The 22,762-nt window shown below is 72.0% G+C and carries 17 protein-coding genes and 1 pseudogene; 8 read left to right on the top strand and 10 right to left on the bottom strand.

Features of this window, described 5'->3' with window-relative positions; genetic code table 11:
* The first annotated feature begins 1 nt into the window (after nt 1).
* Nucleotides 2–1,003, top strand: coding sequence for an EamA family transporter (locus IF02_RS0127595; RefSeq protein WP_030161582.1), 1,002 nt, complete (start codon nt 2–4; stop codon nt 1,001–1,003).
* Here IF02_RS0127595 and IF02_RS0127590 read toward each other — a convergent pair.
* Nucleotides 954–1,451: pseudogene (locus IF02_RS0127590) on the bottom strand (GNAT family N-acetyltransferase); the annotation flags it as partial. The gene IF02_RS0127595 and the pseudogene IF02_RS0127590 sit on opposite strands and share 50 nt — an antisense overlap.
* A gap of 52 nt (nt 1,452–1,503) precedes the next feature.
* Nucleotides 1,504–2,037: a DUF937 domain-containing protein gene (locus IF02_RS0127585; RefSeq protein WP_037837249.1), complete on the bottom strand. Its 534-nt coding sequence runs from the start codon at nt 2,035–2,037 to the stop codon at nt 1,504–1,506.
* 337 nt (nt 2,038–2,374) lie between these two features.
* Here IF02_RS0127585 and IF02_RS0127580 point away from each other — a divergent pair, with 337 nt between their 5' ends.
* Nucleotides 2,375–4,618 carry an ATP-dependent RecD-like DNA helicase gene (locus IF02_RS0127580; protein WP_030161576.1) on the top strand — a complete coding sequence of 748 codons (2,244 nt, stop codon included), beginning with the start codon at nt 2,375–2,377 and terminating at the stop codon, nt 4,616–4,618.
* A 182-nt stretch (nt 4,619–4,800) separates the two neighbouring features.
* Nucleotides 4,801–6,090: a citrate synthase gene (locus IF02_RS0127575; protein WP_030161574.1), complete on the top strand. Its 1,290-nt coding sequence runs from the start codon at nt 4,801–4,803 to the stop codon at nt 6,088–6,090.
* A gap of 383 nt (nt 6,091–6,473) precedes the next feature.
* Here IF02_RS0127575 and IF02_RS0127570 read toward each other — a convergent pair whose 3' ends face one another.
* The 3 genes from IF02_RS0127570 to IF02_RS0127560 all read right to left on the bottom strand — a co-directional run bounded on the left by IF02_RS0127570 (nt 6,474) and on the right by IF02_RS0127560 (nt 9,983).
* Nucleotides 6,474–8,771, bottom strand: coding sequence for a heavy metal translocating P-type ATPase (locus IF02_RS0127570; protein WP_030161572.1), 2,298 nt, complete (start codon nt 8,769–8,771; stop codon nt 6,474–6,476).
* A 94-nt stretch (nt 8,772–8,865) separates the two neighbouring features.
* Complete coding sequence (locus IF02_RS0127565; protein WP_030161570.1) at nt 8,866–9,102, bottom strand: heavy-metal-associated domain-containing protein; 237 nt, start codon at nt 9,100–9,102, stop codon at nt 8,866–8,868.
* 164 nt (nt 9,103–9,266) lie between these two features.
* On the bottom strand, nt 9,267–9,983 hold the full coding sequence (locus IF02_RS0127560; protein ID WP_030161568.1) for a TetR/AcrR family transcriptional regulator: 717 nt from the start codon (nt 9,981–9,983) through the stop codon (nt 9,267–9,269).
* A 131-nt stretch (nt 9,984–10,114) separates the two neighbouring features.
* Here IF02_RS0127560 and IF02_RS0127555 point away from each other — a divergent pair, with 131 nt between their 5' ends.
* A complete protein-coding gene (locus IF02_RS0127555) occupies nt 10,115–12,400 on the top strand; it encodes an MMPL family transporter (RefSeq protein WP_030161566.1) in 2,286 nt (761 codons plus the stop codon).
* Between the two features lie 63 nt (nt 12,401–12,463).
* Here IF02_RS0127555 and IF02_RS0127550 read toward each other — a convergent pair whose 3' ends face one another.
* From IF02_RS0127550 to IF02_RS0127540, 3 genes are all read right to left on the bottom strand, one after another.
* Nucleotides 12,464–12,664: a helix-turn-helix transcriptional regulator gene (locus IF02_RS0127550; protein WP_030161564.1), complete on the bottom strand. Its 201-nt coding sequence runs from the start codon at nt 12,662–12,664 to the stop codon at nt 12,464–12,466.
* Between the two features lie 230 nt (nt 12,665–12,894).
* Nucleotides 12,895–13,905 (bottom strand): Gfo/Idh/MocA family protein, encoded by a 1,011-nt coding sequence (locus IF02_RS0127545; protein ID WP_030161562.1) that lies wholly within the window; start codon nt 13,903–13,905, stop codon nt 12,895–12,897.
* Between the two features lie 20 nt (nt 13,906–13,925).
* On the bottom strand, nt 13,926–14,840 hold the full coding sequence (locus tag IF02_RS0127540) for a sugar phosphate isomerase/epimerase family protein (RefSeq protein WP_030161560.1): 915 nt from the start codon (nt 14,838–14,840) through the stop codon (nt 13,926–13,928).
* Nucleotides 14,841–14,920: 80 nt separating this feature from the next.
* Between IF02_RS0127540 and iolC the strand changes: the two genes are divergently transcribed.
* The 4 genes from iolC to IF02_RS0127520 are packed head-to-tail and all read left to right on the top strand — an operon-like array spanning nt 14,921 to nt 20,147.
* A complete protein-coding gene (gene iolC, locus IF02_RS0127535; RefSeq protein ID WP_051696609.1) occupies nt 14,921–15,832 on the top strand; it encodes a 5-dehydro-2-deoxygluconokinase in 912 nt (303 codons plus the stop codon).
* 20 nt (nt 15,833–15,852) lie between these two features.
* A complete protein-coding gene (gene iolB / locus IF02_RS0127530) occupies nt 15,853–16,710 on the top strand; it encodes a 5-deoxy-glucuronate isomerase (protein WP_030161556.1) in 858 nt (285 codons plus the stop codon).
* Nucleotides 16,707–18,635, top strand: coding sequence for a 3D-(3,5/4)-trihydroxycyclohexane-1,2-dione acylhydrolase (decyclizing) (iolD, locus tag IF02_RS0127525; RefSeq protein ID WP_030161554.1), 1,929 nt, complete (start codon nt 16,707–16,709; stop codon nt 18,633–18,635). Before iolB ends, iolD begins: the two co-directional genes overlap by 4 nt.
* A 12-nt stretch (nt 18,636–18,647) precedes the next feature.
* A complete protein-coding gene (locus tag IF02_RS0127520; RefSeq protein ID WP_030161552.1) occupies nt 18,648–20,147 on the top strand; it encodes a CoA-acylating methylmalonate-semialdehyde dehydrogenase in 1,500 nt (499 codons plus the stop codon).
* A gap of 122 nt (nt 20,148–20,269) precedes the next feature.
* Here the strand turns inward: IF02_RS0127520 and IF02_RS0127515 are convergent, their stop codons facing one another.
* A complete protein-coding gene (locus IF02_RS0127515) occupies nt 20,270–21,310 on the bottom strand; it encodes a WxL protein peptidoglycan domain-containing protein (protein WP_030161550.1) in 1,041 nt (346 codons plus the stop codon).
* A 110-nt stretch (nt 21,311–21,420) separates the two neighbouring features.
* Nucleotides 21,421–22,713, bottom strand: a complete 1,293-nt coding sequence (locus tag IF02_RS0127510) for a hypothetical protein (RefSeq protein WP_030161548.1) — start codon at nt 22,711–22,713, stop codon at nt 21,421–21,423.
* Nucleotides 22,714–22,762 lie beyond the last annotated feature (49 nt).

The raw sequence follows: 22,762 nt of genomic DNA, 5'->3' as shown, positions 1-22,762 counted from the left end.
CATGCGTCCCGTTCACACCGCACTCGCCGTACTCGTCGCCGCCGTCTGGGGCTTCAACTTCGTCGTCATCGAGATCGGACTCGGCCACTTCCCGCCGCTGCTCCTGTCCGCCCTGCGCTTCCTCGTCGCCGCGCTGCCCGCCGTGTTCTTCGTCGGCCGGCCCAAGACCGCCTGGAAGTGGATCATCGCGGTCGGAGTGGCCCTCGGCGTCGCCAAGTTCGGCCTCCTCTTCACCGGTATGGCCGCCGGGATGCCGGCCGGACTGTCCTCGCTCGTACTCCAGGTGCAGTCCGTCTTCACCGCCGTCCTCGCCTCCCTCGTCCTGCGCGAGCGGCCGGGGCGGGTCCGGATGGCCGGCATGGCCGTCGCGCTCGCCGGGATCGCCGTCGCCGCCGTGGACGGGGGCACCTCCGGGCCGGTGCTCGGCTTCACCCTGGTCGTCGCGGCCGCCGCCTGCTGGGGCGTGTCCAACGTGCTGACCCGCAAGGCGTCCCCGCCCGACGCGCTGAACTTCATGGTCTGGGTGTGCACCGTCCCGGTGCTGCCGCTGTTCGCGCTCTCGCTGCTGCTGGAGGGGCCCGAGCGGGACCTGGCCGCGCTGCGCTCCCTGGACTGGTCGGGGGTCGCGGTCATCGCGTACGTCGCCTGGGTGTCCACCGTGTTCGGGTTCGGGGCCTGGAACCACCTGCTGAAGCGCTACCCGGCCTCGTCGGTCGCGCCGTTCTCGCTGCTGGTGCCGGTGTTCGGGATGTCCTCGGCCGCGCTGGTCCTGGGCGAGGGGATCTCGGGGCTGCGGTGGGTCGCGGCGCTGCTGCTGGTCGGCGGGGTGGGCATGACCTCGCTGGCCCCCGCCCGAGCGGGCGCCCGTACGACGGCGGCGGGCACCCGTACGACGGCGGCGGGCGGTGGTTCGGCGTCGGGCGGCGGCCCGGTGGAGGGCGGTACGGCGCAGGTCAGTGCGGGGAGTCCTCCTGCAGCGGCAGCCGCCAGTCCTGCCCCGTGAGGGTGACGCCGTACGAGCGGTGCGGGCGCTCGGAGACCAGGGTGAACCCGGCGCGCTCGTAGAGGGAACGGGCGGAGGTCAGCACGTCGTTGGTCCACAGCACCAGCTCGCGGTAGCCGACGGAGCGGGCGAACGCGACGACGGCGTCGACGAGGAGGGACCCGATGCCGTGGCCCCGGCCCTCCGGCTCCACGAGCAGCAGTCTCAGCCGTGCCGTGCCGGGCGAGCCCTCCTCGCGCACGCACATCACCGAGCCGACCGGGCGGCCGTCCAGCTCGGCGATCCAGACCCGCTCCAGATACGGGTCGTGGTCCTCGGCGAAGTCCGCGACGATCCGGGCCACCAGACCCTCGAAGTCCGCGTTCCAGCCGTACTCGGCGGCGTAGAGCGCGCCGTGCCGCTGGACGATCCAGCCCAGCTCCCCGGGCTCGGGTTCCCGCAGCCGTACCGATGCGGCGGAGTTGTCAGCAGGGGGCTCCATGGCGCCCCAGGGTAGCGGGCTACTTCTTGCCGCCGCCCAGGATCTGGCCGAGCAGGTCGCCGAGTCCGCCGCCCTCGGCCGGGGCGGCGCCGGGAGCGTTTCCGGGAGCGGAGCCCGGGGCTCCGGCGGCGGCGCCCTTGCCGGCCGCCGCGCGCTTGGCGAAGACCGTCAGCAGCACCGGGATCAGCAACTCGATGACGCGGGTGACGGTGGCCGCGGGGATGCCGGTCTTCTTGGACACCGCCGCCGCGACCGGCTTGCTCACCTTCGCGAGCACCCCGGCCATCAGCCCGCCGCCGAGCAGCCCGCCGCCGAGCGTGGCCACGCCCTGCAACGGGGGTTCGGCCACCTCGGCGAAGGCCTGGCGGACCTCGTTGCCGTCGTCGTCATCGGCGCCGGCCTTCTCCTGGAGGCCGCCGGTCATGGCGCCGACCGTGGTCGCGACGGTCTCGCGGGCACCCGCCGCGTCGGTACCGAGCATGCCGGCGATCTCGCTCAGCCGGTCCGGGCCCAGCTCGCCGAGCACGTCGTCCTGGATTGAAGATTCGCTCATGCCTGAAACGCTACTTCTGTGGTGATTCACAGGCACTTCGGATCGGCTCCCGAGCCCGCCGAGGTAATGGAAACGTAAAGTTCCGATTCCGCGTGCAACCCAGGAGCGGGGCAGCGGGTCGTATGGTGCGTCGGCACTTCCGGGGAGGGATCTGGGGGGATCGGGAAGTCCGACACGGGAGGGGTAACCGTGAGGGGGTCCGGCCGCGAGGCCGGACCCCCTTCTGGGTTGTCGCGGGTTGTCGCGGGTCGTCGTGGGTCGTCGCAAGGTGTCGCACGGTGCCGCGGGTTATCCACAGGGCTGACGGGCTGTCGGCGCCGGGCGGTAGCTTCGTGCCATGGCAACCAACGGGGCGGTGCAACTGGCAGTGGTCGAGGGGGTGCTCGAGCGCATCACCTACGCCAACGAGGAGAGCGGGTACACGGTCGCCCGCGTCGACACCGGCCGCGGCAGCGGGGACCTGCTCACGGTGGTCGGCTCCCTGCTCGGGGCCCAGCCCGGCGAATCGCTGCGCATGGAGGGCCGCTGGGGCTCCCACCCCCAGTACGGCAAGCAGTTCACGGTGGAGAACTACCGCACGGTGCTCCCCGCGACCATCCAGGGCATACGCCGCTACCTCGGCTCCGGCCTGATCAAGGGCATCGGCCCGAAGATCGCCGACCGGATCGTGGAGCACTTCGGCACCGACACCCTCGACGTGATCGAGGAGGCGCCGAAGCGGCTCATCGAGGTGCCGGGACTCGGCCCCAAGCGGACCAAGCTGATCGGCGCCGCCTGGGAGGAGCAGAAGGCGATCAAGGAGGTCATGGTCTTCCTCCAGGGCGTCGGCGTCTCCACCTCCATCGCGGTCCGGATCTACAAGAAGTACGCCGACGCCTCCATCTCGGTGGTCAAGAACCAGCCGTACCGGCTCGCCGCCGACGTGTGGGGCATCGGCTTCCTGACCGCCGACCGGATCGCCCAGGCCGTCGGCATACCGCACGACAGCCCCGAGCGGGTCAAGGCCGGCCTCCAGTACGCCCTGTCCCAGTCCACCGACCAGGGGCACTGCTTCCTGCCCGAGGAGCGGCTCATCGCCGACGGGGTCAAACTCCTCCAAGTGGACACCGGGCTGGTCATCGAATGCCTGGCCGAGCTCGCCGCCGATCCGGAGGGGGTCGTGCGGGAGGCCGTGCCCGATCCGCAGGGCGGGCCGCCGCTGACCGCCGTGTACCTGGTGCCCTTCCACCGGGCCGAGTTGTCGCTGGTCGGGCAGGTGCGGCGGCTCCTGAACGCCGAGGACGACCGGATGCCGGGCTTCCAGGACGTGGAGTGGGACAAGGCCTTCGGCTGGCTGGCCGGGCGCACCGGGGCCAAGCTGGCCCCCGAGCAGCGGGACGCCGTCACCCTGGCGCTGACCCGCCGGGTGGCCGTCCTGACCGGCGGGCCGGGCTGCGGGAAGTCCTTCACCGTCCGCTCGATCGTGGAGCTGGCCCGGGCCAAGAAGGCCAAGGTCGTGCTCGCCGCGCCCACCGGCCGGGCCGCGAAGCGGCTCTCGGAGCTCACCGGGGCCGAGGCCTCCACCGTGCACCGGCTGCTGGAGCTCAAGCCGGGCGGGGACGCGGCGTACGACCGGGAGCGCCCGCTGGACGCGGACCTGGTCGTCGTCGACGAGGCCTCGATGCTGGACCTGCTGCTGGCGAACAAGCTGGTCAAGGCGGTGGCACCGGGTGCACACCTGTTGCTGGTCGGGGATGTGGACCAGCTGCCCTCGGTCGGCGCCGGCGAGGTGCTGCGGGACCTGCTGGCCGAGGGCGGTCCCGTACCCGCGGTCCGGCTGACCCGGATCTTCCGGCAGGCCCAGCAGTCGGGCGTGGTCACCAACGCCCACCGGATCAACACCGGCCTGCCGCCGCTCACCGACGGGCTGCCGGACTTCTTCCTGTTCCCGGAGGAGGACACCGAGGAGGCCGGGCGGCTCGCCGTGGACGTGGCCGCCCGGCGGATTCCGGCCAGGTTCGGACTCGACCCGCGCCGCGACATCCAGGTGCTCGCGCCCATGCACCGCGGCCCGGCCGGCGCCGGAAACCTCAACGGGCTGCTCCAGCAGGCCATCACGCCGGCCCGGCCGGACCTGCCCGAGAAGCGGTTCGGCGGCCGGGTCTTCCGCGTCGGCGACAAGGTCACCCAGATCCGGAACAACTACGAGAAGGGCGCCAACGGCGTCTTCAACGGCACGGTCGGCGTGGTCACCGCCCTCGACGTGGACGAACAGCGGCTGACGGTGCGGACGGAGGAGGACGAGGAGGTCGGTTACGAGTTCGCCGAGCTGGACGAGCTGGCGCACGCGTACGCCGTCACCATCCACCGTTCCCAAGGGAGTGAATATCCGGCCGTGGTGATCCCCGTCACCACCGGGGCTTGGATGATGCTCCAGCGCAACTTGCTCTACACGGCGGTGACCAGGGCGAAGAAACTGGTCGTGCTGGTCGGGTCCCGCAAAGCGCTCGGCCAGGCTGTGCGTACCGTTTCCGCAGGCAGGAGGTACACGGCGGTCGCGCCCAGGCTGTCCGGCCGGATACCGGTGGGAAACATCACCTAAATGATCGATCATTTTGGGTTCCGGCACCGGTGCGGAGGGGGCAGGATGAGCAGGTTGAAGGCACTCAGTGCCGTCAAAAGGACCAAAGGCCGACCCCGAGTGCACTCTCCTGCGCCAAATGGGGGAAGGTAGAGGCAGTCAGGGCACCTCGAAGAAGAGGCACTACGTCGGTGAGGGATGACGTGAGCGACAACTCTGTAGTACTCCGGTACGCGGACGGTGAATACACCTACCCGGTGGTCGAAAGCACTGTCGGTGACCAGGGCTTCGACATCTCGAAGCTGAGGGCCCAGACCGGGCTCGTCACTTTGGACAGCGGCTACGGCAACACCGCCGCCTACAAGTCCGCGATCACCTACCTCGACGGTGAGCAGGGCATCCTGCGCTACCGCGGTTACCCGATCGAGCAGCTGGCCGAGCGTTCGACCTTCATCGAGGTCGCGTACCTGCTGATCAACGGTGAGCTGCCGACCGTCGACCAGCTCGCGTCGTTCCGCAACGAGATCACCCAGCACACGCTGCTGCACGAGGACGTGAAGCGGTTCTACGACGGCTTCCCGCGTGACGCGCACCCGATGGCGATGCTGTCCTCCGTGGTCAGCGCGCTGTCGACGTTCTACCAGGACAGCCACAACCCGTTCGACGAGAAGCAGCGCCACCTCTCGACGATCCGCCTGCTGGCCAAGCTCCCGACGATCGCGGCGTACGCGTACAAGAAGTCGGTCGGCCACCCGGTCGTCTACCCGCGCAACGACCTCGGCTACGTCGAGAACTTCCTGCGCATGACCTTCTCCGTGCCGGCCCAGGAGTACGACCTGGACCCCGTCGTGGTCTCGGCGCTCGACAAGCTGCTGATCCTGCACGCGGACCACGAGCAGAACTGCTCGACCTCCACCGTGCGCCTGGTCGGCTCCTCGCAGGCGAACATGTTCGCCTCGATCTCCGCCGGCATCTCGGCCCTGTGGGGTCCGCTGCACGGTGGCGCCAACCAGTCCGTCCTGGAGATGCTCGAGGGCATCAAGAACGACGGCGGCGACGTCGACGCCTTCATCCGCAAGGTGAAGAACAAGGAAGACGGCGTCCGCCTCATGGGCTTCGGGCACCGCGTCTACAAGAGCTTCGACCCCCGGGCGAAGATCATCAAGGCGGCGGCCCACGATGTCCTCTCGTCGCTCGGCAAGAGCGACGAGCTGCTCGACATCGCGCTCAAGCTGGAAGAGCACGCGCTGGCCGACGAGTACTTCGTCTCGCGCAACCTCTACCCGAACGTGGACTTCTACACCGGCCTGATCTACCGGGCCATGGGCTTCCCCACCGAGATGTTCACCGTGCTCTTCGCGCTCGGCCGCCTTCCCGGCTGGATCGCCCAGTGGCACGAGATGATCAAGGAGCCGGGTTCCCGCATCGGCCGTCCGCGCCAGATCTACACCGGCGAGGTCCTGCGCGACTTCGTCCCGGTCGAGGCCCGCTGACCCGAGGTACCTCTCAAGCAAGCGAAAAGCGCCCCGCCGTCGATCCCCCCACGGGTCGACGGTCGGGGCGCTTTCCTTTCCCCGGAACGGATTCCCCCCACGGGACCCGAGCCGGGGCGTCGGCGAGGAGCGCACGCGCGGTGCGCTCCAGAGGGTGTCTGCCGGGACCCGTACGGGTCGGGAGGGCCGCTCAAAGCACCCCGTTGGGCACGCGTCCCGGCCGGCTGATGCCCCGGACGTCCCCCAAGACCTCCGTGAACGTCCCCCAAGACGTTCCCGGCATCGCCCCATTAGACCCACTGCAGTGCCAGATGGTTACGTTGCAATCACTGTGATCTGCGTCTCCTGTGAAGGAAGTGTGCGCAGGCTGAGGAGAAGATCCATTAGCGGAAGGTTCGCAAGCGGAGGCTGTTGCTCACCACGAAAACGGAGGAGAACGCCATCGCGGCCCCCGCAATCATCGGGTTGAGCAGGCCTGCGGCCGCGAGCGGCAAGGCCGCCACGTTGTAGCCGAAGGCCCAGAACAGGTTGCCCTTGATGGTGGCCAGGGTCCGCCGGGAGAGCCTGATCGCGTCCGCCGCGACCCGCAGGTCCCCCCGTACGAGTGTCAGGTCGCTCGCCTCGATCGCCGCGTCGGTGCCGGTGCCCATGGCCAGGCCGAGGTCCGCCTGGGCCAGCGCGGCCGCGTCGTTGACCCCGTCGCCCACCATGGCGACCGTACGGCCCTGCGCCTGCAGCCGGCGTACGACGTCCACCTTGTCCTGCGGGAGGACCTCGGCGATCACCTCTTCGATGCCGACCGCGCGGGCCACCGTCTCGGCGACCGCCTTGTTGTCGCCGGTCAGCAGCACCGGGGTCAGGCCCAGCGCCCGCAGCTGCGACACCGCCTCGGCGCTGGTCTCCTTGACCGCGTCGGCCACGGTCAGGACCCCTCGTGCCGCCCCGTCCCAGGCCACCAGGACGGCGGTGCCGCCCTCGGCCTCGGCCGCCGCCTTGGCGCCCGCGAGGCCGGCGGGCAGGGCGATCGACCAGTCGGCCAGCAACTGCTCGCGGCCGACCAGGACGGCGTGTCCGTCGACGACGCCCTGGACGCCGAGTCCGGCGAGGTTGTCGAAGGACTCCGGCACCGGCAGGGCGCCCGCCGCCTCGGCCGCGCCGGTGGCGACGGCCCGGGCGATCGGGTGCTCGGAGGCGTGCTCCAGCGCGCCCGCGAGCCGGAGCAGTTCCTGGTCGTCCACGCCTTCGGCGGTGTGCACGCCGGTCAGGGTCATCCGGCCGGTGGTGACCGTACCGGTCTTGTCGAGCACGACCGTGTCCACGCGGCGGGTGGACTCCAGCACCTCGGGGCCCTTGATCAGGATCCCGAGCTGCGCGCCGCGCCCCGTACCGACCATCAGCGCGGTCGGCGTGGCCAGGCCCAGGGCGCAGGGGCAGGCGATGATCAGCACGGCCACGGCGGCGGTGAAGGCGGCGGTGGGGTTGTCGGTGATCAGCAGCCAGGTGACCCAGGTGCCGAGCGCCAGCACCAGTACGACCGGTACGAAGACCCCGGAGATCCGGTCGGCGAGGCGCTGCACCTCGGCCTTGCCGTTCTGCGCGTCCTCGACGAGCCGGGCCATCCGGGCGAGCTGGGTGTCGGCGCCGATCCGGGTGGCCTCGACGACGAGGCGGCCCGAGGCGTTGACGGTGGCGCCGGTGACGGAGTCGCCCACGCCGGTCTCGACCGGGACGGACTCGCCGGTCAGCATCGAGGCGTCCACGGCGGAGGCGCCCTCGACGACCGTGCCGTCGGTGGCGATCTTCTCGCCGGGCCGGACGACGAACCGGTCGCCGACCGCGAGCTGCGCCACCGGGATCCGTACCTCGGTGCCGCCGCGCAGGACGGCTACGTCCTTCGCGCCGAGCTCCAGCAGGGCCTTGAGGGCGGCGCCGGCCTTCCGCTTGGAGCGGGCCTCCAGGTAGCGGCCGAGCAGGATGAAGCTGACGACGCCGGCGGCGACCTCCAGGTAGATCGAGGAGGAGCCGTCCGTGCGGGAGACCGAGAAGTCGAAGCCGTGCCGCATGCCCGGCATCCCGGCGTGGCCGAAGAACAGGGCCCACAGCGACCAGGTGAAGGCGGCGAGCGTGCCGACCGAGACCAGGGTGTCCATGGTGGCGGCGCCGTGCCGGGCGTTGGTCCAGGCGGCCTTGTGGAAGGGGAGGCCGCCCCAGACGACCACGGGGGCGGCCAGGGTCAGCGAGAGCCACTGCCAGTTGTCGAACTGGAGGGCCGGGATCATCGACAGCAGGACGACGGGGAGGGCCAGGGCGGCGGAGACCAGCAGCCGCCGGCGCAGCGCGGCCAGTTCGGGGTCGCGGGCGGTCGCGGTCTCGGCCCCGGCCCCGGTCCCGGGGTGCGCGGTCTCCGGTTCCCGTTCCGGTTCCGGCGGCGGGGGCTCCTCGGCGGTGTACCCGGTCTTGACGACGGTCGCGATCAGGTCGGCGACCTGGACGCCGCCCCCGTAGGACACGCGGGCCTTCTCGGTGGCGTAGTTCACCGTCGCGGTGACCCCGTCCATCCGGTTCAGCTTCTTCTCGATGCGGGCGGCGCAGGAGGCGCAGGTCATCCCGCCGATGGTCAGCTCCACCTCGGCGGCCTCGGCCGCCGCTATGGGCCCGTCGTGCACTGTGCTGCTGCTCATGTCCGGCTCCAGGGGGAAGGCCGGGTCGTACGGAACCAGTATGAGCTGGCCGGCACGGCCCGGCGGGGTACTGCGGAGGAGGGAGGGAGCGGGCTCAGCCGGCCTGGCCGGCGAACTCGTACCCGGCCTCGTCCACGGCGGCGCGCACGTCCTCCTCGGCGAGCGGGGTGGCGGAGACCACGGTGACCTCGCCGGTCGCGGCGACGGCCTTGACCGAGCTGACGCCGGGCAGGGCGGAGATCTCGGTGGTCACCGCGCCCTCGCAGTGGCCGCAGGTCATGCCGGTCACCCGGTAGACGGTGGTGGTCTGGGTGTCCGTCTCGGCGGTCATGTCGTTCTCCTCTTCAAGGGCGTATCCGGTCGCCGGGGACGGCGGTGCCAGGTGGTGTCACCCCACCGTCCTCCCGACACTCGAAGACTATACCCCTAGGGGGTATCAATGCGAGTGTGCGAGGCGACAGCCGGGGCGACGTGCCGGTATGTGGCGCGGCCGGGTCAGTGAAGGTGGGGAATGGCGACCATCGGCTCGACGTAGCGCAGCAGCACGGTCTTCAGCTCGGTGACGTACGCGGCGCGCTCGGCGCCCTCGCTCGCCAGGATCAGGTCGAGCGCCGCCTTGAAGATGCCCAGGATCATGCCGGAGACGCGAGTGAGCTCCTCGGGTGAGCCGTCCGGGCAGAAGGTGCGCAGGACGTCCTGGACCCGGGTCAGCAGGCCGGCGTGCAGCTCCTCGCGCTCCTGGGTGATGCCGGGGATGCCGGAGCCGTGCATGAGGGCCCAGAAGGCCGGGTTCTCGCAGTTGAAGGCGATGACCGGGTCCAGGACGGCGTCGAGCAGTTCGGGCAGGGGCTTGTCCAGGTTCTCGGGGAGGAAGGCCTGGCCGTGCATGTCGCGGGCGCGCCGGAGCAGCTCGTCGCCCAGGTGGATGGCGATGGCCTCCTTGTTCGGGAAGAACTGGTAGAGCGTGCCCGGTGAGACCTCCGCCTCGCGGGCGATGGCGTTGGTGCTGGCCGCGGCGTAGCCGGTACGGCAGAACACGCTGGCGGCGGCGTCCAGGAGCTGGGCGATCCGGCGCTCGCCGCGGGCCTGGCGGCGTGGGGCGGCCGCCTTCCCGGCCGCCTTCTTTGCGGTCTTCTCAGTGGTCTTCTCGGCGGTCTTCTTGGCGGCCTTTGGGGCCTTCGCGGCGTTTTCGGCCTGGGGCCTCTCGGGCATGTCCCGTCCTCTGCTTCCCGTGGGTGATTGACAAATGCGAGAGGTCGCTCGCATTCTTGGAAAACGCGAGCGACTGCTCGTGTTTGCCAGCTTAAGTTGTCTGGCAATCACGGTGAAGGGGACACCGAGTGATGTCCGAAGTCAAAAAACCGCCGTCGTCTGGGGAGAGCGGACGGTGGACCCGGTTCGTCACGGCCCGGCCGCGGCTCTCACTGCTGCTCGCCCTCGTGGTCACGGCCCTGGCCGTCCTCGCGGGAGGCGGCGTCGCCGACCGGATGGGCAGCGGCGGCTGGGAGGACCCGGACGCCCGGTCCACCTACGCCGCCAAGGTGCTGGAGCGCGAGTTCCCGGGCTCCCAGCCCAACCTGCTCCTGCTGGTGGACGCCGCCGGGCCGGGGGCGTCCGGGGTGGACGATCCGGCCGTCGCCGCCGAGGCCGAGCGGCTGACCGCACAACTCGCCTCCGAACAGGGGGTGGCCGGGGTCGGCTCGTACTGGCGCACGCACCTGCCCGCGCTGCGCTCCGAGGACGGCCGGCAGGCCCTGATCGCCGCCCGGGTGCTCGGCGACGAGAAGACCCGCGCCGCCGTACTGGAGCGGATCGCCCCGCACTACCGGGGCGGGCACGGGCCGGTGAACGTCTCCCTCGGGGGGCCGGTCGCCGTCCAGCGCGAGGTGACCACCACCATCCAGGAGGACCTGCTGCGCGCCGAGGTGATCGCCCTGCCGGTGACCCTCGTCCTGCTCGTCCTCGTCTTCGGCAGCGCCGTGGCCGCGCTGCTGCCGCTGGGCGTGGGCATCGTCGCCATCCTCGGCACCAATGCCGTGCTGCGCGGCCTCACCGAGTTCACCGACGTCTCCGTCTTCGCCCAGAACCTGACCACCGCGCTCGGCCTCGGACTCGCCATCGACTACGCCCTGTTCATCGTGCGGAGGTTCCGCGAGGAGCTCGCCGCCGGGCGGGATCCGGCGGCGGCCGTGGGGGCCACCTTGCGCACCGCCGGGCGCACGGTGCTGTTCTCGGCGCTGACCGTGGCCGTCTCGCTCTCGGCGATGCTGTTCTTCCCGATGTACTTCCTGCGCTCCTTCGCCTATGCCGGGGTCGCGGTGGTCCTGCTCGCGGCGGCCGCCGCCCTCATCCTCCTGCCGGCGGCGCTGGTGCTCCTCGGGGAGCGGGTCAACTCCCTCGACCTGCGGAGACTGTGGCGGCGCAACCGGCCCGGGGCGGGCGCCGGGACGCCGGGCGCGGCCGCCGGGGCCGAGGCCGGGCGGGGCTGGGCGTGGACGACCGCGCTGGTGATGCGCCGGGCCCCGGTGTTCGCCATCGCCACCACGGCCGGGCTGCTGCTGCTGGGACTGCCCTTCCTCGGGGTGAAGTTCGGCAGCGTGGACGACCGGCAGCTGCCGGAGACGGCCGCCTCCCACCTGGTCCAGCAGCAGATCCGCGACGGCTTCCCGGGCAGCCCCGGCGCCGGGCTGACCGTGCTGGCCGAGGGCGCGGCCGGTCCCGCCGACCTCGCCGCCTACCGGGACCGGCTGGCCGCCCTGCCCGGCGTGCGGGTGGACGGGCCGGTGAGCTCCGGATCCCGGCCGGGATACGCGTACATCTCGGTGGTCACCGACGGCGAGCCGGTGGGGCAGCGGGCCCAGGACCTCGTCGGGGAGGTGCGGAAGGTGGACGCCCCGTTCGACACCGCGGTGACCGGACAGGCGGCCGTCCTCGTCGACGCCCAGAAGGCGATATCGGAGAAACTGCCGGCCGCGCTGGCCCTGGTGGTCCTGGCCACGCTCCTGCTGGTCTTCCTGCTCACCGGAAGCGTGCTGATACCCGTCCAGGCGGTCCTGCTCAACGCACTGAGCCTGACGGCGATGTTCGGGGCGGTGGTGTGGGTCTTCCAGGACGGTCACCTCTCCGGGCCGCTCTCCTTCACCTCCACCGGGGACATCGAGACCACCCTGCCCGTGCTGATGTTCTGCATCGCCTTCGGACTCTCCATGGACTACGGGGTGTTCCTCATATCCCGCATCAAGGAGGAGTACGAGCGGACCGGGGACCACGAGGGGGCGGTGCGCACCGGACTGGTCCGCACGGGCGGGCTGATCACCGCGGCGGCCGTGATCCTGGCGGTGGTGATGGTGGCCATCGGCAGCTCCAGGGTGACCAACACCAAGATGCTGGGGCTCGGGATCGCGCTGGCCGTGCTGATGGACGCGCTGGTCGTACGGAGCCTGCTGGTGCCGGCGGTCATGAAGCTGACGGGGAGGGCCACCTGGTGGGCGCCGGGCCCGCTGCGGCGACTGCACGAGCGGTTCGGGCTGAGCGAAGGGGAGTCCGCGCCGACGGCGCCGCCGAAGACGGCAGGGGAGGCGCCGGGGGACGCCCCCGAGCCGGACCGCATACCGGCGGGCAGCCGCTAGCGGTTCGCCCGCGGGTCAGGCCGGGCCCCGGCGGCTACGGCCGGCGCCGGGGCCCGGCCGGGGTCAGTCCTCGCGGCGGCCCCGGTTGCCGGGGCGGCGGGCGACCCAGGTGCGGATGGTGTCGGCGTACCAGTAGGGCTTGCCGCCTTCCACCTGGTCGGGAGCGGGGAGCAGCCCGTGCTTGCGGTACGAGCGCACCGTGTCCGGCTGGACCCGGATATGGGCGGCGATCTCCTTGTACGACCACAGCTGTCGGTCGCTCATCCACGACACCTCCTTGTCCACGGGGCGGGGCCGGCCGGGAGGGCCGTCGGGGGAGCCGACGCGTGGACAGTGACGATCACTCGGGTTGTGCCCGGAGAACGACAGAGGGGGAAGGCGTGAGAGGCCTTGTGGACCGGCTGTGACGAAATACCCGCGTAATGGGGATATGCGTGACACAACGGCGACGCCTGTGACACATGCGCCACAACGGGAAGGAGAGGGAGGAGGGTTCAGCGGTAGAGGGCGGGGCGCTCCACCAGCTCCACCGGGGTCCGTACGCCGCTGTGCGCGGCGGCGAGCCCCGCCGCGGAGACGGCGGCCGCCGCGTAGCCGTCCCAGGCGTCGGGCCCGGCCACCCGGCCCTGCGCGGCCGCGGCCACCCAGCGCCGCAGCTGGCGGTCGTACGCGTCGGCGAAGCGCACGGTGAAATCCTGCGCGATCTCGCCGGAGCTGCGGCCCGCGGACCGGACGACCATCGCCTGGCCCTCACCGATCTGGGCGCTGCCGGACTCGCCGACCGCCTCGCACCGGACCTCGTAGCCGAAGCCGCAGTTGACGAAGATCTCCACGTCGACGATGGCCCCGCCCGCGGTCTCCAGCAGGACCAGCCGGGGATCGCGCAGCCCCTCGGGGGCCGCCGAGCTCGGCGTCGGGGAGAGTACGGACACGGCCGTGATCTCCTGCCCGAGCAGCCAGCGCGCCGCGTCGACCTCGTGCACGACGGAGTCGGTGATCAGCATGTCGCTGGTGAAGAAGGAGGGCGAGGAGGCATTGCGGTGCCGGCAGTGCAGGAACAGCGGCCGGCCGATCCCGCCCGCGTCCAGCAGCTCCTTCAGCCGCTCGTACTCGGCGTCGAACCGCCGCATGAACCCCACCTGCACCAGGCGCCGGCCCAGCCGCTGCTCCGCCTCCATCACCCGCAGCGCCCCGGCCGGATCCGGGGTCAGCGGCTTCTCGCACAGCACCGGCAACTCCCGCCCCAGGGCGTGCAGGATCGCCTCCTCGTGGGCGGGCCCCGGGGAGGCGATCAGTACGGCCTGGACTCCCGGAGCGTCCATCGCCGCCGCCGGATCCGTGTGCGCGCTCGCGCCGTCCAGATCCGCCGCGACCGCCTTCACCCGGTCCCCGTCCGGATCGGCCACGGCCACCACCCGGGCCCCACCCACCGTCCGCCCGATCCGGCGGACATGGTCGGCGCCCATCTTCCCCGTCCCGATGACGGCGATGCCCAGCGTGCTCATGTCGTGTTCCCTCCGGGGAGTCAGCGGGCGCCGCAGGAGCGCAGGTAGGCGCGGGTGCGGCGGGCGATCGGCAGCGGCCGGTCGGGCGGGCACGGGTACATGTCCTGCTCCACGATGGCGAAGAGGTCCACGCCGAGCCGCTGGGCGGCTGCGAGGACGGGCTCCAGCGCGGGCACCCCCGACGGAGGCTCGCACATCACCCCGCGCCCGACGGCCGGCCCGAAGGGCAGCTGCTCCGCGAGGACTTCGGCGAGGATCCGCGGGTCGACCTGCTTGAGGTGGAGGTAGCCGATCCGCTCGGCGAAGGTCTCGATGGCCTGGACGCTGTCGCCGCCGCAGTAGGCGTAGTGACCGGTGTCCAGGCACAGGGAGACCAGGTCCGGGTCGGTGGCGTCCAGGAAGCGGGCCACGCTCGAAGGGGTGTCGATGTGCGTGTCGGCATGCGGGTGGACGACGATCCGCAGCCCGTACCGGTCCCGCACCTCGCGGCCCAGGCGCTCGGTCTGCGTGGTCAGTTCACGCCATTGCGCGGGGGTGAGGGTGCGGTCCTCCAGCACCTTGCCGGTCTTGTCGTCGCGCCAGAAGGACGGGATGACGACGAGGTGGCCCGCGCCCATGGCCTGGGTGAGCGCCGCGATCCGCGACACGTGCTCCCAGGTCTGCTCCCAGACGGCGGGCCCGTGATGGAGTCCGGTGAAGACGGTGCCGGCACTGACGCGCAGGCCCCGTCCGGCGGTCTCCTCCGCGAGGCGGGCGGGGTCGGTGGGCAGGTAGCCGTACGGGCCGAGCTCGATCCACTCGTACCCGGAGTCGGCGACCTCGTCGAGGAACCGCTCCCACGGGATCTGGAGCGGATCGTCGGGGAACCAGACACCCCAGGAGTCCGGAGCCGAACCGATGCGGATACGGGTCAACGCGGTGGGGGAGGACGTCATGACGGCCACCTTAGGGTGCGAGACGAGTGGGAGGACTGCCTGTGACGACCGCGGACGATGTCGCGTTCGACGTGATCACCATGGGGCGGATCGGGGTGGATCTCTACCCGCTGACAACGGGTGTACCGCTGGCGGAAGCGGACACCTTCGGGAAGTTCCTGGGCGGCTCGCCCGCCAACGTCGCCGTCGCGGCGGCCCGGCTGGGCCGCCGGGTGGCGGTGATCACCCGGACCGGAGCGGACCCCTTCGGCGCCTATCTACGGGCTGAGCTGCGGGGATTCGGGGTGGACGACCGGTGGGCGGGGGAAGTGGCGGGGTATCCGACCCCGCTGACGTTCTGCGAGATCTTCCCGCCGGACGATTTCCCGCTGTACTTCTACCGGCTGCCGAAGGCCCCCGACCTGGAGATCGAGCCGGAGGAGCTGGACCTGGCGGCGGTACGGGCCGCGCGGGTGTTCTGGATGACGGGGACGGGACTGAGCGCGCAGCCGAGCCGGTCCGCGACCCTCGCCGCGCTGGAGGCGCGCGCGAAGTCCGGGATCACGGTCTTCGACCTCGACTGGCGGCCGATGCTGTGGGAGGGGGAGCCGGGCGAGGCGTACGCACAGGCGCTGGGCCTCGCCACGGTGGCGGTCGGGAACGTACAGGAATGCGAGATCGCGACCGGCGAGTCCGAACCGCGGGCCGCGGCGCGGGCGCTGCTGGCGGCCGGCGTGGAGCTGGCGGTGGTGAAACGGGGGCCGGAAGGGGTACTGGCGATGCGGCGGGACGGAACGGTGGTGCAGGCCCCGGCGGTTCCGGTCGACGTGGTGAACGGGCTGGGGGCCGGGGACGCGTTCGGGGGCGCGCTGTGCCACGGGCTGCTGGCGGGGTGGGACCTGGAGCGGGTGCTCCGGTTCGCCAACGCGGCGGGGGCGATCGTGGCTTCGAGGCTGGCGTGCTCGGCGGCGATGCCGTACGCCAAGGAGGTGGAGGAGGTGCTGGAGTCGTGAAGGTGACCGGATCGCACGAGATGGAGTTCACGGCGCTGCGGGTGCTGGAGCTCGAACCGGGTGAGGCGCACACGCACGCGTGCGGGGACCGGGAGTGGATCGTCCTCCCGCTGGCCGGGGCGTGCGTGGTCCGCTGCGTGGAGCAGGTTCCCCGGCCACAAGAGCCGGCGGGGCCGGAGGTGTTCGAACTGCGCGGGCGGGAGAGCGTGTTCAGCGGGGTGAGCGACTTCGCGTACCTGCCCCGGGACGGGCAGGCCGTGATCGGGTCCGCCGCCGGAGGGCGGTTCGCGCTCGTCGGGGCGCGGTGCGAACGGATCCTGCCCGCCCGGTACGGGCCCGCCCGGGGCGTCCCCGTGGAGATCCGCGGAGCCGGCCACTGCACGCGCCAGGTCAACAACTTCGCCGCCGCCGACGTCTTCGACTGCGACCGCCTGATCGCCGTCGAGGTGCTCACCCCCGGCGGGAACTGGTCCTCGTACCCGCCCCACAAGCACGACGAGTTCCATCCCGGCGACGAGTCCCGCCTGGAAGAGGTCTACTACTTCGAGATCGCCCCGCACCGCGGCGGCCCGGACGGCGACGACACCCCCGGCCTCGGCTACCAGCGTGTCACCCCGTCCCCCGCCGGGAAGACCGACATCCTCACCGAGGTGAGGACCGGGGACGCGGTGCTCATCCCGGACGGCTGGCACGGGCCGTCCATCGCGGCTCCCGGGCACGACATGTACTACCTCAACGTCATGGCAGGCCCCCCGGGGCAGCCCCGCGAGTGGCTGATCCGGGACCACCCCGACCACGCCTGGATCCGGGACACCTGGTCCGGCCAGGACGCCGACCCCCGGCTGCCCTTCTACCGAGCGGAGGACGAGACCCGATGAGGCTCACCGTGGCCCAGGCCCTCGTACGGTTCCTGGCCGCCCAGTACACCGAACGCGACGGGCGCAGGCAGCGGCTGATCGCCGCCACCTGGGGGATCTTCGGGCACGGGAACGTCGCCGGCATCGGGCAGGCCCTGCTGGAGAGCGGACCGGGTGGGGCGGCTGGCAGGGGGCCTGGCGGGATGCCGGGCGGGGCGCCGGGCGGGGCCCCTGGCGGAATGCCGTTCCTCCAGGGGCGCAACGAGCAGGCCATGGTGCACGCCGCCGTCGGGTACGCCCGCCAGTGCGGGCGGCTCTCGGCCCACGCCGTCACCACCTCGATCGGGCCCGGCGCCACCAACCTCGTCACCGGGGCCGCCCTCGCCACCATCAACCGGATTCCCGTACTCCTCCTGCCCGGCGACACCTTCGCCACCCGGCCCGCCGATCCCGTCCTCCAGCAGCTGGAGGTGCCCTACGCGGGCGACATCTCCGTCAACGACACGCTCCGGCCCGTCTCCCGCCACTTCGACCGGATCACCCGGCCCGAGGCCCTGATCCCGGCCGCCCTCCAGGCGATGCGGGTCCTCACCGACCCCGTGCAGACCGGCGCGGTGACCCTGGCGCTGCCGCAGGACGTCCAGGCCGAGGCGTACGAGTGGCCGCCCGAGTTCTTCGCCGAGCGCGTGTGGGCCGTACGCCGGCCCCGGCCCGACCGGGACGAGCTCGCGCGGGCCGCCGAAGCCGTACGGGGCTCCGCGCGCCCGCTGATCGTCGCCGGCGGCGGGATCCGGCACAGCGCGGCCCAGACCGCGCTGGCGGAGTTCGCCGAGGCGACCGGGATCCCGGTCGCCTGCACGCAGGCGGGCAAGGGGGCGCTCCCGTACGACCACCCCGCCGATGTCGGCGGCATCGGGCACACCGGCACGGCCACCGCCGACGGGCTGGCCCGCGGCGCCGACCTGGTCATCGCCGCCGGGACCCGGCTCACCGACTTCACCACCGCCTCGGGGACCCTGTTCCAGAATCCCGCCGTCCGCTTCCTCGGGCTCAACCTCGACCCGTACGACGCCCACAAGCTCGCCGGTCAGCCGGTGGTCTGCGATGCGCGAGTGGGCCTGGAAGACCTCCGGGCCGCGGCTGCCGGGTACCGCGTGGACCCCGGGTACGAGACGGCGTACAAAGAAAAGAAAAGCGGCTGGGAGCTGCTGGTCGACCGGGCCTGCGCGGCTCCCGACGAGGACGCCGCCCCGACGCAGGCACAGGTGCTCGGGCTGCTCGACGCGGTCGTCGGCGCCGAGGACATCCTGATCAACGCCGCCGGCTCCCTCCCCGGGGACCTGCACAAGCTGTGGCGGGCCCGCTCGGCCGACCAGTACCACGTGGAGTACGGGTACTCCTGCATGGGCTACGAGATCCCGGCCGCGATCGGGGTCGCGCTCGCCGCCCCCGGGCGCCCGGTGTGGGCGCTGGTCGGCGACGGGACGTACCTGATGAACCCGACCGAGCTCGTCACGGCCGTGCAGGAGGGCGTCCCGATCAAGGTGGTGATCCTCGACAACCACGGATACGCCTCCATCGGCGGCCTCTCCGGGGCCGTGGGCGCGGAGGGCTTCGGGACCGCCTACCGCTTCCGGGCGGACGACGGTTCGTACACCGGCGCGCCGCTGCCGCTGGACCTCGCGGCGAACGCGGCCTCCCTCGGAATGGCGGTGATCCGCACCCGCACCATCGGTGACCTGCGGAAAGCCCTCGCGGAAGCGCGTGCGGCGGACCGTCCCACATGTGTCTACGCACAGACCCGAACACCCGACACTGTGTCGGGCCCGCCCCCGGCACAGGCGTGGTGGGATGTTCCTGTGGCCGAGACCGCGACACGCAAGTCCGCGGCCGCGGCCCGCGAAGAGTACGACCGGCAAGCCGCGCAGCGACGTCGCCATCTGTGAAGGAGCAAGGCAATGAAGACCGTCAACCACTGGATCGGTGGCAAGACCGTCGAGGGCGCGTCGGGCAACTACGGCCCGGTCACCGACCCGGCCACCGGCGAGGTCACCACGCAGGTCGCGCTCGCGTCCGCCGACGAGGTCGACGCGGCCGTACGGGTCGCCCAGGAGGCCTACCAGAGCTGGGGCCAGTCCTCGCTGGCCGCCCGCACCAAGGTGCTCTTCGCCTACCGCGCCCTGCTGGACGCCAACCGCGACGCCATCGCCGAGCTGATCACCGCCGAGCACGGCAAGGTCCACTCGGACGCGCTGGGCGAGGTGGCGCGCGGCCTGGAGATCGTCGAGCTGGCCTGCGGGATCACCACGCAGCTCAAGGGCGAGCTGTCGACCTCCGTCTCGAACCGGGTGGACGTGGCCGCCATCCGCCAGCCGCTGGGCGTGGTCGCGGGCATCACCCCGTTCAACTTCCCGGCCATGGTGCCGATGTGGATGTTCCCGCTGGCCGTGGCCTGCGGAAACACCTTCATCCTCAAGCCGAGCGAGAAGGACCCGTCGGCCGCCAACAAGCTGGCCGAGCTGGCCTCCGAGGCCGGTCTGCCGGCCGGTGTGCTCAACGTCGTCCACGGTGACAAGGTCGCCGTCGACGCGCTGCTCTCCCACCCGGGCATCGCGGCCGTCTCCTTCGTCGGCTCCACGCCCATCGCCCGCCACATCCACACCACGGCCTCGGCGAACGGCAAGCGGGTCCAGGCGCTGGGCGGCGCCAAGAACCACATGCTGGTGCTGCCGGACGCCGACCTGGACGCGGCCGCCGACGCGGCGGTCTCGGCCGCGTACGGCTCGGCCGGCGAGCGCTGCATGGCGATCTCGGCGGTCGTGGCCGTCGGATCGATCGGCGACGAGCTGGTGGAGAAGATCCGCGAGCGGGCCGAGAAGATCAAGATCGGCCCCGGCAACGACCCGGACTCCGAGATGGGCCCGCTGATCACGGCCGCCCACCGCGACAAGGTCGCCTCGTACGTGAAGGGCGCGGCCGACCAGGGCGCGGACGTGGTCCTGGACGGTACGGGTTACACGGTCGACGGGTTCGAGCAGGGCCACTGGATCGGCCTGTCGCTGCTGGACAACGTCAAGACCGACTCCGACGCGTACCGCGACGAGATCTTCGGTCCGGTGCTGTGCGTGCTGCGCGCCGAGACCTACGAGGAGGGCGTGGCGCTCATCAACGCCTCGCCGTTCGGCAACGGCACCGCGATCTTCACCCGGGACGGTGGCGCGGCCCGCCGGTTCCAGCTGGAGATCGAGGCCGGCATGGTCGGCGTCAACGTGCCGATCCCGGTGCCGGTGGGCTACCACTCCTTCGGCGGCTGGAAGGACTCGCTCTTCGGTGACCACCACATCTACGGGAACGACGGCATCCACTTCTACACCCGCGGCAAGGTCGTCACGACCCGCTGGCCGGACCCGTCCGAGGCCCCGGCGGGCGTGGACCTGGGCTTCCCCCGCAACCACTGACCGCGTAGGGCCGCAGGGCCGTACGGCCGTAGGAACGTAGGACTTGCAGGACCGGCTCGCCCCCCGCACCCTCACGCGGGGGGGCGAGCTCCGTTCTCGCCCGTCAGCGCGTCTCCTGCCCGTCAGTGCGTCGCGGCCAGGTCCGGTGCGGGCTCGGCCTGTTCCGCGGGGGAGCGGCGCCGGCGCCGCAGGGCCAGGAAGGTGAGGGCGGCGCCCGCCAGTACGAGCAGTGCGCCGAGGGCGGGCCACGGCACGGCGATGAACCGCGCCTCGGAGGCCGAGGCGAGGTCCGGATAGGCCGTCGCCCCGGCCGAGATCCGTACGGTCACCCAGTCCGACTGCGGTGCGTCGGCCCACGGTTCGGTCAGCTCGATCCGCTGGCCGGGCAGCAGCACCAGCTTCAGCTCGCGAGCCGGCCGGTCCAGCACCGTACGGCCGAACAGCCCCTCGGCGGAGACCGCCACCTTGGGCTCGACGACCACGTTGCCCCGGTTGACCAGCGTGTACGAGACCGTGGCGCGGGCGTTCTTGACCCACGGCAGCAGCGGCGCGGCCCGGCTGACCTTCACGTCCTCCACGCTCAGTCCCGGTGTCACCGGCCCCGGCACCCGGAAGTACAGCCGTGAGCCGACCTGCCGCTTCACCCCGACCTGGACCTTGCCCTCCTGCCGGATGCCCTCCACGGCGGTGTTGAGGGCGACGATCCCGCCGACGTGGTCGCCGGGCGTCGCGTCCTGCGGGACCTTCACCGTGAACGGGATGTCCTTGCGGCCCTTGGGCGGGACGGTCACGGTGGTGGCCGCCTCGGGCGCCAGGGCTGTCCACGCGCCCACGTCCTTGGGCTTCTGATCCACCGGAAGGAGCGCGAAGGCGCCGCCGGCCGGCGTGTTCACGGCGTCGGTGGCGAAGATCTGGAAGGTCAGCTCCCGGTCGGAGGAGTTCAGGACGGTCACGCTGTCGCTGACCGTGGTCCCGGCCGCGCCCTGGTGGAAGAAGTACGCGCGGTCGGTCATCGTGGCGCCGCCCGGGGGCGTCGGGAACACCCCCCAGGTGCCGTTGTCCGCGGCCGTCGCCGTCGTGGCCGGCGTCAGGAGCAGGCCCGCGACCAGCAGCAACAGGGTGAGGAGCGGACCGTGCGGAGCGATGCGGGGGCGGGGGCGCATGGGCGGTTCTCCAGTCGGCGCGGGGAGGCGGGGGCGGGGGGTGTCGGGAAGGCGAAGGGGTGGTGCGGCGCCGGGGCGCCGCACCACCCTGGGTGCGCTGTTCCTGCCGGTCAGGCGATCGAGAAGGTGACGACCGTCTGGTAGGTGTCGGCGAACATGAACGGCGGGAGCTGGATCATCCCGGCGCCGCCGACGGCGAACTCACCGCCGGTCAGCTCGTCCCCGCCGGCCGCCTGCGAGGCCACCTTCATGGGGGTCTCGGAGATCGCGCCGGGCGTGCCCGCGGTGCAGGTGCTCGGGCTGTCCGGGTTGGTCACGGTGCAGGACGGCTGGATGCCGATCTGCGCCTTCGCCATCGAGTGGCCGGTCGCCTGGTTCAGGAAGGGCGTACGGGTCGCCGTCACGTCCCAGCCGAGGGTGCCGCCGCGGAAGTCCTGGACGGTCGCGGCGTTGAACACGCCGACCACCGACTGGGCCTTGCCGTTGATGGTGACCGAGGGGAAGGCGACGGCCGGCTGGCCGTCCTTGGGGCCGAGCGCCAGCGGGCCGGGGAGGACCTCGATGTCGACCGGGTTCTTCACGCCCGCCTGGTCCTCCAGGTACACGAACGACTTGTACGGGGTGACCGAGCGGTCGATCTTGACGGCGTCGGCCTTCTTGGTGACCGTGATGTTGCAGGTGGCGGCGCCGCTCGCGTCCGCCGTGCCGGTGCCGGTGTCACCGGTCGCCGCGCCCGCGAGGAGGGCGGAGCAGGTGACCGGGCCGGCCGGGAAGTTGGCGCCGTTCACGACGACGGCCGTGCCGGCCTTGCCGCTGTTGGGCGTCAGCCTGGTGGTCACCGGGTCCTTGGGCAGGGCCTCGACGGCGACCGAGCCGAGGGTGGCGCTCGGGCGGGGCGCTGGGGTGCAGGTCGTGGTGAAGACGGAGCCGCTGAGGTCCGCGTCGGTGACCGCCAGGTCGAGCTTGACGTCGACCGTGGTGCCCTCGGTGCCGTCCGGGATCTTGATGGTTCCGGAGAAGGACTTCGGGTCGAGCGGGGTGCCGGCGACGACGCTGACGGTCTCGGGCGGGCTGGTGACGACCTGGGTGGTCGTGCCCACCTTGAGGGTGATCTTGGTGGTGTTCACCGTCGTGACGGAGAAGCCGGGGATCAGCGGGCTCGCACCCGGGTCGATCGTGATCGGTACGACGTCTCCGGCCTTGGCCGTGCCGGGCACGGTGATCGTGTAGTTCTGGTTGCCCGAACCGTCCGGCTGCGGTGCCGGGGCGTCGCAGTTCTCGAAGACGGGGGTGGTCACGGTCGCCGCCTGGGCGGTGCCGGTCAGGCCCACCACGCCGCCCGTCAGCGCGAGGGACAGGGCGCCCGCCCCGGCCAGAATTCTTCGTCGGAACGTTGTACTCACTGGGTCGCGACTCCTTCGTCAGACGAACCCCTCCCCCCACCCGCTGTGT

The sequence above is a fragment of the Streptomyces sp. NRRL S-244 genome, from assembly GCF_000717915.1.
Taxonomy (GTDB): domain Bacteria; phylum Actinomycetota; class Actinomycetes; order Streptomycetales; family Streptomycetaceae; genus Streptomyces.
The sequence above is the reverse complement of the archived record's forward strand: the minus strand, read 5'-3'. Positions and strand labels throughout refer to the sequence as shown.